The sequence below is a fragment of the Acidovorax sp. 35-64-16 genome (assembly GCF_002281195.1).
In the GTDB taxonomy this organism is placed as follows: Bacteria; Pseudomonadota; Gammaproteobacteria; order Burkholderiales; family Burkholderiaceae_C; genus Acidovorax; species Acidovorax defluvii.
Genome location: NZ_NCFM01000002.1, coordinates 60,939 through 74,263 on the forward strand (window position 1 = coordinate 60,939; position 13,325 = coordinate 74,263).

At 64.5% G+C, this 13,325-nt stretch carries 11 protein-coding genes; 3 read left to right on the plus strand and 8 right to left on the minus strand.

Annotated features, from left to right (window positions below; translation table 11 throughout):
* The first annotated feature begins 4 nt into the window (after positions 1-4).
* Positions 5-553, plus strand: a complete 549-nt coding sequence (locus tag B7Y64_RS02560) for a nitrous oxide reductase accessory protein NosL (protein WP_024816023.1) — start codon at positions 5-7, stop codon at positions 551-553.
* 3 nt (positions 554-556) lie between these two features.
* Entirely contained in the window at positions 557-1,216 is a 660-nt protein-coding gene (locus tag B7Y64_RS02565) for a nitrous oxide reductase accessory protein NosL (protein ID WP_291326982.1), read from the plus strand.
* A 156-nt stretch (positions 1,217-1,372) separates the two neighbouring features.
* Here B7Y64_RS02565 and B7Y64_RS02570 read toward each other — a convergent pair whose 3' ends face one another.
* From B7Y64_RS02570 to B7Y64_RS02595, 6 genes are all read right to left on the minus strand, one after another.
* The gene (locus B7Y64_RS02570) at positions 1,373-2,899 is read right to left on the minus strand and encodes a DEAD/DEAH box helicase (RefSeq protein WP_291328307.1); all 1,527 of its coding nucleotides are present in this window, start codon (positions 2,897-2,899) and stop codon (positions 1,373-1,375) included.
* Between the two features lie 221 nt (positions 2,900-3,120).
* Entirely contained in the window at positions 3,121-3,993 is an 873-nt protein-coding gene (locus B7Y64_RS02575; protein ID WP_291326643.1) for a neutral zinc metallopeptidase, read from the minus strand.
* A gap of 296 nt (positions 3,994-4,289) precedes the next feature.
* A complete protein-coding gene (locus B7Y64_RS02580; RefSeq protein ID WP_291326641.1) occupies positions 4,290-6,620 on the minus strand; it encodes an esterase-like activity of phytase family protein in 2,331 nt (776 codons plus the stop codon).
* A 124-nt stretch (positions 6,621-6,744) separates the two neighbouring features.
* Positions 6,745-7,317 (minus strand): dCTP deaminase, encoded by a 573-nt coding sequence (gene dcd / locus B7Y64_RS02585; RefSeq protein WP_024816027.1) that lies wholly within the window; start codon positions 7,315-7,317, stop codon positions 6,745-6,747.
* A gap of 54 nt (positions 7,318-7,371) precedes the next feature.
* Positions 7,372-8,670: a guanine deaminase gene (guaD, locus tag B7Y64_RS02590; RefSeq protein WP_291328309.1), complete on the minus strand. Its 1,299-nt coding sequence runs from the start codon at positions 8,668-8,670 to the stop codon at positions 7,372-7,374.
* Between the two features lie 54 nt (positions 8,671-8,724).
* On the minus strand, positions 8,725-9,825 hold the full coding sequence (locus B7Y64_RS02595) for a BMP family ABC transporter substrate-binding protein (protein WP_114655907.1): 1,101 nt from the start codon (positions 9,823-9,825) through the stop codon (positions 8,725-8,727).
* Between the two features lie 566 nt (positions 9,826-10,391).
* Here B7Y64_RS02595 and B7Y64_RS02600 point away from each other — a divergent pair.
* Complete coding sequence (locus B7Y64_RS02600) at positions 10,392-10,838, plus strand: HIT family protein (RefSeq protein WP_024816031.1); 447 nt, start codon at positions 10,392-10,394, stop codon at positions 10,836-10,838.
* A 68-nt stretch (positions 10,839-10,906) separates the two neighbouring features.
* Here B7Y64_RS02600 and B7Y64_RS02605 read toward each other — a convergent pair whose 3' ends face one another.
* Together B7Y64_RS02605 and B7Y64_RS02610 are read right to left on the minus strand one after the other, a co-directional pair.
* Positions 10,907-11,956 carry an adenosine deaminase gene (locus tag B7Y64_RS02605; RefSeq protein ID WP_291324212.1) on the minus strand — a complete coding sequence of 350 codons (1,050 nt, stop codon included), beginning with the start codon at positions 11,954-11,956 and terminating at the stop codon, positions 10,907-10,909.
* Between the two features lie 166 nt (positions 11,957-12,122).
* Positions 12,123-13,289 (minus strand): BMP family ABC transporter substrate-binding protein, encoded by a 1,167-nt coding sequence (locus B7Y64_RS02610; RefSeq protein ID WP_291324211.1) that lies wholly within the window; start codon positions 13,287-13,289, stop codon positions 12,123-12,125.
* Positions 13,290-13,325: the final 36 nt, after the last annotated feature.

A 13,325-nucleotide genomic window follows, 5' to 3' on the forward strand; every position in this document is an offset into this window, starting at 1 on the left:
AAACATGACCTGTTCCTGCCGCCGTCGCCACATTCTGGGGGGGCTGGCAGCGGTGACTGCCCTGGGCGCCTTGGGCGGCCTGACCGGCTGCGGTGAGCAAGGCGGCAGCGCCCAGACACTCGCCCCGGTCGAGATCGACCGCTCCACCAGCTGCGAGCTCGACGGCATGTTGCTGTCCGACTACCCCGGCCCCAAGGCACAAGTGCATTACGCCGGGCAGGCGCAACCGAGCTTTTTCTGCGACACGGTCGAACTGTTCAACACGTTGCTGGCCGGCGAACAGGTGCGCGCGGCCAAGGCGGTGTTTGTGCAGGACATGGGCAAGGCCAAGTGGGAGCAGCCGGTGGGCCACTGGATCGACGCCAAGACCGCCATTTACGTGCTGGGCAGCAAGCGCCACGGCTCCATGGGGCCGACCATTGCCAGCTTTGCGCAAGAGGCCGACGCTGTGAAATTTGCCGCCGAATACGGTGGCAAAGTGCTGCGCTTTGGCGAGATCACGGCCGACATGGTCGACCTGTCGGGCGCGGCGCTGCACGACACGCGCATGTAAGCCATGCACGCACTGCGACAGCCACCCAACAGGCGCCGGGCCCTGTTCGCAGGCCTAGCGGGTGTGGGCGCGCTTGCGTCGTCCGCGGTTGCCTGGAAGTTCTATGCACCGGGGGCGGACCCTCGTGCAGCCGGGCAGGCGCTGCCCGATGATGTGTGTGTGGTGGCGCCGCCCACGCCCTTCGATCCCGCTTCAGGCCAGCGCCTGGAAGCCCCCCGGGCCATCCCGACGGATGCACGCTGCCCGGTGTGCGGCATGTACCCTGCACGATCAGCCGAATGGGCAGCCCAGATCATTTTTGCCAACGGCGATGCACATTTCTTTGACTCCCCGCTGAGCCTGTTCCAGTACCTGGCCGACGTGGCGAAATACAGCCAGGGGCGCACGGCGCAAGAACTGGTGGCGAGCTATGTCACCGATGCGGACTCCAAGACCTGGATCGCAGCCGAGACAGCGGTGTACGTGGACGGCTCGTCCGCCCGGGGACCGATGCGTGCGGGCAATCTGCCGGCATTCGCCTCGGCCGACGCGGCCCGCCGTTTCGCGGAGCGGCGGGGTGGAAAACTGCTCTCTTTCCGCCAAGTGGACGCTGCCGTGCTGGAGCGGATTGCGCCTGGGCGCACCCAAGAACCCCACCTGCACGAAGCGCATTCCACCAATTGAATTTGATAGCACCTCGCGCTTACCACATAAGGGCTGAGTGCCTTTTTCATTGAAAGCGACGGCAAATTCACCGCGGCCCCAGCAGCGCTACCATGGGCGCGAAGCTTGCATTCGGGGGCGTTTTCAAAAAACGCCGCCGCATGCAAAGTCAGCAGCTTACTGAGCCGAGGTTTCTGGCTGTGGCTGTGCGGCCACCGCTGTCTCTGGCGGTACCGCCTTGAACAGGGCTGCCACCTTGCGCTTGGGCTTGATATTGGCCGACACGCCACTGCGGGCGGGCGACTTGGCCGCAGCCTCCCAGGCGGGCGCCACATCAGCGGTGCTTGATTCGTAGGGTTTTTCGAAGAAGGGATCGCGCGAAGCCACGGCGGGACGGAAGCCCCGGTATTCACGTGGCTCGCGCGGTTCGCGGCGCTCGCGTTCGCGCGGAGCGGCGTCACGGCGCGCGGCATCATTGCGCGGCTCGGCCGATGCACCGGCCTCACGCCAGGCGCGGCGCCCGTCGTTGATGCGCCCCTGCTGCTGGATGTTCGGGCGGTCTTCGTCGTATTCAAGTGCTTCGATATCGAGCTTGGTCTTGAGCAGCTTCTCGATGTCGGCCACCAGGCGGGCATCACTTCCCGACACCAGGGTGACAGCCAGGCCAGAAGCGCCGGCACGGCCGGTGCGGCCAATGCGGTGCACGTAATCTTCGGCGTTGAAGGGAACGTCGAAATTGAACACGGCCGGCACATCCTTGATGTCGAGGCCACGGGCGGCCACGTCGGTGCACACCAGCAAATCAACCTCACCCTGCTTGAAGGCATCCAGTGCCTTCAGCCGCTCGTCCTGGCTCTTGTCGCCATGCAACGCGGTGGTCTTGAGGCCTTCGCGCTCCAGGCTGCGGGCCAGGCGTGCACAACCGAGCTTGCTGTTCACAAAGATGAAGGCCTGCTTGATGCCGCGCGTACGCAGCACCTGGTGGATGGCGCGGCGCTTGTCGTCGTCGTTGGCGCTGTAAAAGCGCTGCTCCACCGTCGAGGCCGTTTCGTTGGGCCGGGCCACCTCGATGGTGATGGGGTTTTGCAGGTAGCTGCCAGCCAGGCGCTTGATTTCGGGCGAGAACGTGGCGCTGAACAAGAGCGTGGTGCGCTGCTTGGGCAGGTACGAAAGGATGCGCTGCAGATCGGGCAAGAAGCCGATGTCCAGCATGCGGTCGGCCTCGTCGAGCACTACATACTCGACCTGGTTGAGCACCGCGTTCTTGGCCTCGATGTGGTCCAGCAGACGGCCCGGCGTGGCCACCAGCACCTCGACGCCCTTTTTCAGCTCAATGGTCTGCGGCTTCATGTCCATGCCGCCAAAAACCACGGTGCTGCGCAGCTTGGTGTATTTGGCGTACAGCGCAATCTGCTGGGCCACCTGGTCGGCCAGCTCACGCGTGGGCAGCAGCACCAGGGCGCGCACGGGGTGACGGGCGGGAGATGTGGAACTGCTCTCGTGCTTGAGCAGGCGTTGCAGCAGGGGCAGCGAGAACGCCGCGGTCTTGCCGGTGCCGGTCTGGGCAGCGCCCATGACGTCTTGCCCTGTGAGCACCACCGGAATGGCCTGCTCCTGGATGGGCGTCATGGACTCGTAGCCCATTTCGGCCACGGCGCGCGCCAGCGGCTCGGCCAGCGATAGATTGGAAAAAGAACTTGTCATTTAGCCCGCTATTGTCGCACCGGTGGCTCAAGAAGCGTTATTTTGCGCGTTGCCCCTGCACGACGGGCGCACAACGCCGACGTTGCGCCCCGTGAATAGCTATTATTTATATAGCTACCAGCACTTTATCAATAAGCGTCAGCGCCATATTTTCAGTATTTCGCTTTCGCACCGCAGGTTCCCAGGACACCCCCGCTGTGCCCACACACGGCACCACAAAATCAAAGATTGCGGCTGGAAAACGTGTCACATCCCTTGACATTGCCGTTTTGCAGCCCGTTGTTGAACCAGCGCTGGCGCTGGGCGCTGCTGCCGTGCGTAAAGCTTTCGGGCACCACGGCGCCCCCGCCCGCCTGCTGCAGGGCATCGTCGCCGATCTTGGCGGCGGCGTTCATGGCCTCTTCCACGTCGCCCTGCTCCAGAATCTGGCGCGCATTGTGTGCGTGGTGCGCCCACACACCGGCAAAACAGTCGGCCTGCAACTCCAGCCGCACCGACAGGGCGTTGTATTCGGCCTGGCTCACGCGGCCGCGCATCTGGTCCACCTTGGCGCTGATGCCCAGCTGGTTCTGCACATGGTGGCCCACCTCGTGGGCAATGACATAGGCCTGCGCAAAATCGCCCGGCGCCCCCAGGCGGCTCTTGAGCGTTTCGTAAAAACCGAGATCGATGTACACCTTCTGGTCGGCCGGGCAATAAAAAGGGCCCATCGCGGCCTGGCCCGTGCCACACGCCGTGGGCGTGGCGCCCCGGAACAGCACCAGACGCGGCTCCTGGTAGGTGCCGCCGCCTTGGCGAAAGATGCTTTGCCAGACATCCTCGGTGTCTGCCAGCACGGTCGCGACAAAGCGCCCCATGGTGTCATCGGCGGGCGGGCGCTGGGCAGGGCCCTGCTGCACCTGCGCCGTGGGCGCACCGCCGCCGCTGAGCAGGCTCAAAATGGTCAGCGGGTTGATACCCAGCGCCCAGCCACCCAGCAAGGCGATGACGATGGTGCCAATGCCAATGCTGCGCCCCCCGAACACGGGCATCCCGCCGCCCCCGCTGCGGCGGTCTTCCACGTTGTCCGATTCGCGGTTGCCTTCCCATTTCATGATGCACCTCCTGGCGCGCCCAGCGGTGCGGGCGCAAGTCTGTGCAGTTTACGCGCTGCCCTGCAGGTGGTGCCATTCGTGCCATCGGCGTTGTGCACCGTGCGGCGCGCGATGGCTTTACCGATTGATCTGCCGGCAGCCCAGCAGTATTCGACGCTTGGCGGCACAAATCAAAGCGGCTACAGCGAAAACGTGGAAAGCGTGGAGAACGGCAAAAAAGTGAAAGGCGGGAAAGCACCCACCTGCTGGCGCACAGCGCAGTGCGCGCAGGCGCCCGGCCTGCGCGCTGCCGTGCATCAGTTCAGATTGAGCTTGCCCAGGTTGAGCAGCCAGGTTTCGCCGTTGTTCTCGTCCACGCCGTCGTTGTCGTTGACCAGCAGCGCATCGCCATTGGCCAGCACTGCCAGGCCCTCGCTCTTCTCGACCACCAGACCATTGGTCTTGCGCAGGTCGGGCAGCACGTCGCGCACCAGGGTCTTGATCAGCGTGGCGCCATTGGCCATGCCGCTCAGGTCGATGCGGTAAAGCTTCTTGACGCGGGCATCGGGGCCGCCCTGGTTGTCACGCTCGATGACCACAAAGCGGTTGTTGCCCAGCGCCGTGATGTCCGACAGCCCCACCCAGCCCTTGTTGGGCGAAGTAACGGCGTCCAGCGGATAGAACATGAACTGCCAGGTCTTGGCGGCCAGGTCGTACACGCCGATGCGCGGCTGGGTCTCGCCCGCCCACGCGCGCTGGAAGGCCACCACCAACTTGCCATTGGACTCGGCAATGCCCTCAAAGCCAAAGCGCTGCTGCTTGGCGTTCACGTCGGCAGGCAGCTGGATGACTTCTTCGACCACGCCGATGGCCGAGAGCTTGAACACCAGGTTGGCCGACAGCACCGGGCGGGCGGCCTCGCCCACCGTGCCGTTGCCTTCGGAGGCAATCCAGAAGCCGCCAGCCGAGGCCAGCGAAATGCCTTCAGGGTCAAGGTTGACGCTGCCGTCGGCGTTCACCAGCGCGGCCAGGTCGGTGGCATCAAAGGCGTTGGCGTCCTTGGCGGCGGGCAGCACGGCGGCCAGAGCGGCAATCTTGCCGTTCGGATCGGTGATGCGGATCTCGCGCTGGAGGCTGGCGGGCTTGGCGCTGGTGTCGATCTCGAAAATCCGGTTGCCGCGGAAGAAGCTGTCATCCACGCCATACACCACGGTGCCGCTGGCCGCAGCGGCCAGACCCGACAGCGCCGACCAGGGAATCGGCGTGCCATCGGCACGGTTAACCGACTGGATGGTCGGGTAGGCCGCGGGTGCGCTCTGGTACTGGTAGATGTTGAGTGCCGAGCGCAAGGTGGAGCTGGTGGCGCGGTCATCGTTCTCGCTGGCCGCGATCAGCAGGTTGCGCGAGGGGATGGCCAGCACGCCTTCGGGCGCCAGCGCTGCGGGCAGCACTTGCTTGAACACGGGCTGGTTTTTCTGGCCCATGTCGTATACGGCCAGCACGCTGGAGCGCTCGGATGCGACAAACAGGTAATCGGTGCCATCAAAACGGCCAAAGGCCACGTTCTCGGGCTCGTTGCCCTTGGCGTCCGAGCGCTTGTCGTTGGTGTGGCCGATGCGTGCGACCAAGTGCTCAAGGGTGTTGCCGGCGTCGTAGCCCACCGTGCCATCGCTGTTGAAAATGGTGAAGCCCCGGCTGCCGCCGCTCAGATCGCCTTCGTTGGCGGTGGCGAACTGGGTCTTGGAGAACCAGGTCACGCCATCGGGCTCGCGCAGGCGATTGGCCTGGGTTTGCGTGAGGCTGACGATGTTGGGGCGCGGCGCATCGGTCAAATCGACCTGGCTGAGCGTGACTGCGCCGGCGCTGAAATGCTTGGTGACCTTGCCCGTGGGCAGATCGACCAGCGCAATGTGGTTGTTCTCTTGCAGCGTGACCACGGCCACGTTGTCGTCGTTGATGGAAACATACTCAGGCTCGGCATCTTCGGGGAACAGCGTCGCCAGGCCCTTGAGTTCCACAACCCGGGTTTTCCAGGTGGCGGGCGCGCCCACCGAGTCCACGATGGTCAGGTAGCCCGAAGGCGCCTGGGGCGGTGCGCCATTGCCCAGGCTCTCGTCGCGCTCGTTCTCGATGACCACGGCCACATACTTGCCGTCCTTGCTGCGCGCCACCGAATCGGGCTGGCCGCCCAGCTGAATCTCGGTAACCACACTGCGCTTGGCGATGTCCACCACCACCAGCTTGCCCGAGGCGTTGATGAAATTCTGCGAGGTATTCACCGCCACCAGCGCATGAGCGCCCAGCACGGTGACCGAGGTGGGCTCGCCGCCCATGGCCAGGCGACCCAGGGCCTTCGGCGCGGCGGGATCGACGATGTCCACAAAACCGACCTCACCCTTGAGGCTGTTGGTGTAGACCAGGGTCATGCCGTCTTCGCTGGCAGCGACGATTTCTGCCGCCGTGGGCGTGCTGTCTTCGCACGAGGCGCCCACCTGCGAGCACACCGCAAACGTGGCCGTGCGGTTGAAGAACTTGCCTGGATTGCTGACCGAGGGAACCTCCGCCGGGCCGTCGTCGCTACCGCCACACGCTGCCAAAAGCCCGGACAAGGCTACGCTAACCGCCAGTGCAATCGCTGATTTCTTCATGGAACCTCCAGATGGATAAAAGGGTCCAATCTATGAAGCTTCTGTGTCAGTGGTTTGACAGCTCACGCCAATGCGCCGGAGGCTCCCGACACCGCCGTCTGAAGCCACCGCGTGCGGGCGCCGCTCAGGCCTTGGGCAGCGTCACGCCCACCTGGCCCTGGTATTTGCCGCCCCGGTCTTTGTAGGAGACTTCGCAGACGTCGTCCTTGTCGCTCTCGAAAAACAGCACCTGGGCGCAGCCCTCACCCGCGTAGATGCGCGCGGGCAGCGGCGTGGTGTTGGAGAACTCCAGCGTCACATAACCCTCCCACTCGGGCTCAAACGGCGTGACGTTGACGATGATGCCGCAGCGCGCATAGGTGCTCTTTCCCAGGCAGATGGTGAGCACGTTGCGCGGGATGCGAAAGTATTCCATCGTGCGCGCCAGCGCGAAGCTGTTGGGCGGAATGATGCAGCTGTCGCCGTGAAAATCAACAAAGCTTTTTTCGTCGAAGTTCTTGGGGTCCACCACCGTGCTGTGGATATTGGTGAACACCTTGAATTCGGGCGCACAGCGGATGTCGTAGCCATAACTGCTGGTACCGTAGCTGATGATTTTTCGCCCTTCGACCTCACGCACCTGGCCAGGCTCGAAGGGCTCGATCATGCCGTGCTCGGCCGCCATGCGGCGGATCCATTTGTCGCTTTTGATACTCATGGTGGAGTGCTCCTGGCCAGTACTACGTTTTTGATAGCTATCAGCGCTTGACCATCAAGCGCAAGAGCCGTATTTTGCTTGAGAAATGACTGTTTTTTCTACCAGCCGGTCGTCGCCCAGCACGATCATGGCAAACAGCAGCTCATCGATGCTGCCCGCCTGGGCCGTGCGGCGCGCCAGCAGCGGCGTGGCCTGGGGGTTGAGGACGATGAAGTCGGCCTCGCACCCGGGCTGCAGATTGCCCACCACGCCCGCCAGCCCCAACGCCCTGGCCGCACCCGCGGTGTGTTGCCACCACAGGTGCTGGGGCGAAAGGCTCAGGCCGCGCTTTGCCTGCCCCTCCCTGCCCACGTAATACGCTGCCAGCATGGTGTGAAACGGGCTGAAGCTGGTGCCGCCGCCCACGTCGCTGGCCAGACCGTAGCCCATTCCCACGCGATCGGCCTCGGCATAGTCGAAAAAGCCGCTGCCCAGAAACAGGTTGCTGGTGGGGCTGACAGCCGCCACCGCCCCGGTGTCGCGCATCAGAGCGCGGTCGTGTTCGTCCAGATGGATGCAATGGGCATACACGGCGCGCTCGCGCAGCAGGCCAAAGTCGTCGTACACCGACAGGTAGCTGCGCGATGCTGGGAACAGCTCGTGCGCCCAGCGAATTTCATCGAGGTTTTCGGCCACATGCGACTGGATCCACACACCGGGGTAGCGCGCCGCCAGCTCCCCGGCGCCACGCAGCTGCTCTGGCGTGCTGGTGGGCGCAAAACGCGGTGTGATGGCATAGCCCAGGCGGTCCACGCCGTGCCAGCGCTGGATGAGGGCCTCGGTGTCGATCAGGCTCTGCTCGGTGTCGTCGCGCACGCCATCAGGCGAGTGGCGGTCTTGTAGCACCTTGCCGGTGATCAGGCGCATCTGGTGGTGCTGCGCCTCCGCGAACAGCGCCTCAGCCGACGCGGGGTGCGATGTGGCAAACGCCAGTGCCGTGGTCACGCCATTGCGCAGCAGCTCTGCTATGAAAAACTGAGCTACTTGCGCACTATAGTCGGGCGCTACAAAGCGTTTTTCATGGGGAAAGGTGTAGTTCTCCAGCCAGGGCAGCAGGCCATCGGCTGGCGAGCCAATCACATCGGTCTGCGGAAAGTGGATGTGCATGTCCACAAACCCGGGGGCAATGATGCGGCCCGGCAGGTGCTCGACGGGTCCGCTGCCAAAGCGGGGGGCCAGGTCAGACCAGGCCCCCGCTGCCAGCACCCGCTGGCGCCCTTGTGCATCGGGGCCCACGGCCAGCAGGCCATCGGGGTCGAACAGGGCCATGCCGTCGTCGGCAAAGCGCAAAAGGGCGGAGCGAAATACAGGCATGGCCGCTAGCTTAGCGGTAGCAAGCGCTGCCGCGCCCGGCCCCGCCAATGCGTATCAGCGGGGCAGCTTGCCCTGCACCCCTTCGGCGAGCCAGTTCATCTGCAAAATCTGCAGGTCCGAAAGGGTTTGCCCGGCTGGGATGACCTCCTGCCCTGCGTTGTCGCGCACAGCGGCCTTGCCCGCACGAAACGGGTGCAGCCTGCCGGCGCCCACCGCCTTTTGCGCGGCCAGCACCTCTTTTTGCACGGCAGAAGGTACACGGCTGCCAAAGTCGCCCACGCGAATCATGCCCTCGCGCACGCCGCCCCACACACTGCCGCTTTTCCAGCTGCCGTTTTGCACCGCGCGCACGCGCTCGGTGTAGTAGCTGCCCCATTGGTGGGTGACCGCCACGATCTGCGCATCGGGCCCGGTGCGGCGCATGTCCGAGTGGTAGGCCACGGCCAGCTTGCCGCGCTCTTGCGCCGCCGCCATCACTGCGGTGGAGCCGGTATGGAACGCGATCACGTCCACGTCCTGGTTGAACAGCGCCATGGCGGCGTCGCGCTCTTTGGGCGGATCGAACCAGACGTTGAGCCACACCACCTTGACCGTGGCCTGCGGATTCACCGAGCGCATGCCCAGCGCGAAGGCGTTGATGCCCTGCAGCACCTCGGGGATGGGAAAGCCGGCCACATAGCCCGCCACGCCGGTCTGGCTCATGCGGCCCGCCGCGATGCCCGCGAGGTAACGGCCCTCGTAATAACGCGCATTGGCAGAGGCCACATTGGGGGCGGTCTTGTAACCCGTGATGGACTCAAACTTGACGTTCGGGTAGTCCTGCGCCACCTTGAGCGTGGGCTCCATGTAGCCAAAGCTGGGCGTAAAGATGATCTGGTGGCCCGTGGCCGCCAGGTCGCGAATCACGCGCTCGGCATCGGCCCCCTCGGGCACGTTCTCGACGAAGGTGGTCTGGACCTGGCTGCCCAGGGCCGCCTCGACGGCCTTGCGGCCCTCGTCGTGCTGGCGCGTCCAGCCCGCTTCGGTGATGGGCGAGACATAAACGAAGCCCGCCTTGACGGGCGCGGCATGCGCCTTGGTCGTGGCGGGGGTCTGGGCAAAAACGGGGGCGAAAAAACAGGCGGCCGCGAGCGCGGCAGCGAGGTTTTTGTACATGGTGTTCCTCTACATGGTCCCGGAGACTGAAAAAGCAAAAGACCGCCGGGACAGCGGTCTTTGCAAAGCATTTTATCAGGCGGGCCCCATCACCGCAGGCCAGCCCCAACGCCCTTACCGCGCCGGAACATTCACCGTGGTGCTGCCGTTTTTGTCCGTTGCGCCAGTGGCGCCGAAGGCACCCTGCGGGCCCGCCAAGCCGGGAGTCCGCGCACAGCCTGCGGTCAAGCCCAGCGACATGTCGGCGGCAGCGATCGGGCTGCGACTGGTCTGGTGCGTTGGCGCAACGCTGCACATCCTGCATCACCCCCCCCCTGCTCATCCATCCGTGAGCCCACGACAGCCCCCGTGACAGCGCCCTCGGCGGTGGCAATGTCACGCCCACGTCCGCCGCCCACCTGGTGCACCGGGATTCCGTCCACTGCGGCGGTGCTCCAGGCTGCGGCCCGGGGCGGCAAAATGCGGACTGGCCTGTGCGCGCCGGCGCCGTTTCAGCGAGGCCGCCTGCCGCACATGGCAATGACCACACAGCAACCCCTTGCACCATCACCTAGAGGAGCCCCGCGATGCCCATGTTTGTCGACACATCCCCTCCTGGCCAGTGCATCTTTTGCCGCCTGGTGGCGGGCGAAATTCCGTCCGCCCGGGTGTATGAGGATGCACTGACCATCGCCTTCATGGACCTGGGCCAGGTCAACCCAGGCCATGTGCTGGTGGCCACCAAACGCCACGCGGCCACTTTGCTGGACATCACCCCCGAAGAGGCAGCCGCCGTCATGCAGACGGCCCAGCATGTCGCCCGTGCGGTGATGGCGGTGTTCAACCCGCCGGGGCTGACGCTGCTGCAGGCCAATGGCCGCGAGGGCGACCAGACCGTGTTTCACTTTCACATGCATGTGGTGCCGCGCCATGCGCAGGATGGCATTGCGCTGTCGTGGCCGCGCAAAGACCCATCGGCCGAGGTGCTGCACGACCATGCGGCCAGGCTGCGCGCGGCCCTTGCCGCTGGCTGAGGCCGCACCCGCACCGCACCCGCGCCGGGGATTCGCGGCGACGGCGGGGCGCCTGGTCCGTCGCGTGGTCAGTCGTGCTCGACGAAGCGCTCGAAGGTTTCCTTCAGGCGGTGCTCCCACACACGCTTGTCGGCATTGCTCGCAAAGCTGGCCTCGAAACTGTTGAACGCCAGCTGGTAGGCGTGCCGGGCCGTCATGGCTGTTGCGGCAAACACCTGGGTAAAGTTCTCGTTGATATAGCCGCCAAAGTAGGCCGGATCGTCGGAGTTGACGGTAGCGCACAGGCCGGCGTCGAGCAACTGGCGCAGGTTGTGGTTCTTCAGGTCGGGAAACACGCACAGCTTCTGGTTCGACAGCGGGCACACCGTGAGCGGGATGCGGTCTTGCGCCAGGCGCTGCATCAGGGCCGCATCGTGCACAGCCTGCACGCCGTGGTCGATGCGCTCGACCTTGAGCACATCGAGGGCGCTCCAGATATAGGCCGGCGGCCCCTCTTCGCCCGCATGGGCCACCAGGTGCAGGCCCAGCTCACGGCAGCGGGCAAAGACGCGTGCAAATTTCTCTGGCGGATGCCCCAGCTCACTGCTATCGAGGCCCACGCCCACGATCTTGTCCAAGAGGGGCTGCGCCTGCTCCAGCGTTTCAAAGGCCGAGGCCTCGCTGAGGTGGCGCAAGAAGCACAGGATCAGTGTGGAACTGATGCCCAGCTCGGAGCGCGCGTCCTCACAGGCGCGGTGCAGGCCGTTGATCACCGTCTCGATCGCCACGCCGCGTGCGGTGTGGGTCTGAGGGTCAAAGAAAATCTCTGCATGCGCTACGTTATCCATAGCAGCTCGCGCAAGGTAGGCGCGGGCCATATCGTAAAAATCCTGCTCATGCAGCAAAACGCTGGCCCCGGCGTAGTAGATGTCCAGAAAGCTCTGCAGGTTGGTAAAGGCATAGGCCTGCCGCAGGGCCTCTACGCTGGCATAGGGCAGCGGAACATCGTTGCGCTGCGCCAGGGCAAAGATCAGCTCGGGTTCGAGCGAGCCTTCAATGTGGATATGCAGTTCGGCCTTGGGCATGGCGCGCAGCAACTCTTGCAGTCGCCGTGCGGAAACAGGGGGCACTTTAAACATCAGCAGACTCCCAAAGTGATGCCGCGGGACAAGGGATGCGGCGCAAGGCACATGATGCCGTGCCCGGCGCAGTATGCAAACGGCGCGCCCGCACCGGCAAGCCACTGCCAGCCAAAAAAAGGCCGCCCGAAGGCGGCCAGGGTGAGACGGTCAGCCAGCGCAGCGCTTACTTTTTGTCGCCACCGGGGATCTTGCCTTCCACGCCCTTGACGTAGAAGTTGATGCCCCCCAGGAACTTGTCGTCGGCCACCACGTCTTTTTCCAGCACGGGTTTGCCGTCCTGGCCCACGATGGGGCCCTTCCAGATGGCGAAGCTGCCGTCTTTCAGGCCTGCCTTGATGGACTCGACCTTGGCCTTGGTTTCCGCTGGCACGTCGTCAGCCATGGAGACGATGTCGATGGCGCCTTCCTTCACGCCCCACCAGTTCTGGCCCGTGGCCCAGGTGCCTTCCAGTGCATCCTTGGTCGCCTTCACGTAGTAAGGGCCCCAGTTGATCACGGCCGATGCCAGGTGGGCCTTGGGGCCGTAGGCGGTCATGTCGCTGTCCCAGCCGAAGGCACGCTTGCCCTTCTCTTGAGCGGTCTTGAGCACGGCAGGCGAGTCGGTGTTCTGGAACAGCACGTCAGCGCCGCCGTTGATCAGGCTGGTGGCGGCTTCGGTTTCCTTGGGTGGGCTGAACCATTCGTTCACCCACACCACCTTGGTCTTGATCTTGGGATTGACCGACTGCGCACCCAACGTGAAGCTGTTGATGTTGCGGATCACTTCAGGAATCGGCACCGAGCCCACCACGCCCAAGGTGTTGGTCTTGGTCATGGCGCCTGCGATCACGCCAGCCATGTAGGCGCCTTCGTAGGTGCGACTGTCGTAGGTGCGCATGTTCTCGGCCGTCTTGTAGCCGGTGGCGTGCTCAAACTTGATGCCGGGGTTGTCGGCCGCCACCTTGAGCATGGATTCCATGTAGCCGAAGGTGGTGCCAAAAATCAGCTTGTTGCCCTGGCCCGCCATGTCGCGCAGCACGCGCTCGGCATCGGCCGATTCGGGCACGCTTTCGACAAAGCTCGTCTCGATCTTGTCGCCGAATTCCTTTTCGAGGGCCTTGCGACCGTTGTCGTGCGCATAAGACCAGCCACCGTCGCCCACGGGGCCCACGTAGGCAAATGCAATCTTCAGAGGCTCGGGCTTGGGTGCGGGTGCTTCGGTGACGGGGGCAGGCGCGGGCGCTGGGGCCGGTGCCGGCTCTTCCTTCTTGCCACAGCCCACGAGCGCGGCAGCAGCCACGGCAGACAGCGCGGCGACCTTGAGCAGGGAGCGTTTCTGGAGATCAGTCATGTAGGTTCCTTATGAATGAGAAAGGGGTTGGAACAA

Bases quoted from the DNA above. Each gene is read 5' to 3' on its own strand.
- B7Y64_RS02605 (WP_291324212.1), bottom strand. From the start codon at position 11,956: ATGTTTAAAGTGCCCCCTGTTTCCGCACGGCGACTGCAAGAGTTGCTG.
- B7Y64_RS02565 (WP_291326982.1), top strand. From the start codon at position 557: ATGCACGCACTGCGACAGCCACCCAACAGGCGCCGGGCCCTGTTCGCA.
- dcd (WP_024816027.1), bottom strand. From the start codon at position 7,317: ATGAGTATCAAAAGCGACAAATGGATCCGCCGCATGGCGGCCGAGCAC.
- B7Y64_RS02580 (WP_291326641.1), bottom strand. From the start codon at position 6,620: ATGAAGAAATCAGCGATTGCACTGGCGGTTAGCGTAGCCTTGTCCGGG.
- B7Y64_RS02575 (WP_291326643.1), bottom strand. From the start codon at position 3,993: ATGAAATGGGAAGGCAACCGCGAATCGGACAACGTGGAAGACCGCCGC.
- B7Y64_RS02610 (WP_291324211.1), bottom strand. From the start codon at position 13,289: ATGACTGATCTCCAGAAACGCTCCCTGCTCAAGGTCGCCGCGCTGTCT.
- B7Y64_RS02570 (WP_291328307.1), bottom strand. From the start codon at position 2,899: ATGACAAGTTCTTTTTCCAATCTATCGCTGGCCGAGCCGCTGGCGCGC.
- B7Y64_RS02595 (WP_114655907.1), bottom strand. From the start codon at position 9,825: ATGTACAAAAACCTCGCTGCCGCGCTCGCGGCCGCCTGTTTTTTCGCC.
- B7Y64_RS02600 (WP_024816031.1), top strand. From the start codon at position 10,392: ATGCCCATGTTTGTCGACACATCCCCTCCTGGCCAGTGCATCTTTTGC.
- B7Y64_RS02560 (WP_024816023.1), top strand. From the start codon at position 5: ATGACCTGTTCCTGCCGCCGTCGCCACATTCTGGGGGGGCTGGCAGCG.
- guaD (WP_291328309.1), bottom strand. From the start codon at position 8,670: ATGCCTGTATTTCGCTCCGCCCTTTTGCGCTTTGCCGACGACGGCATG.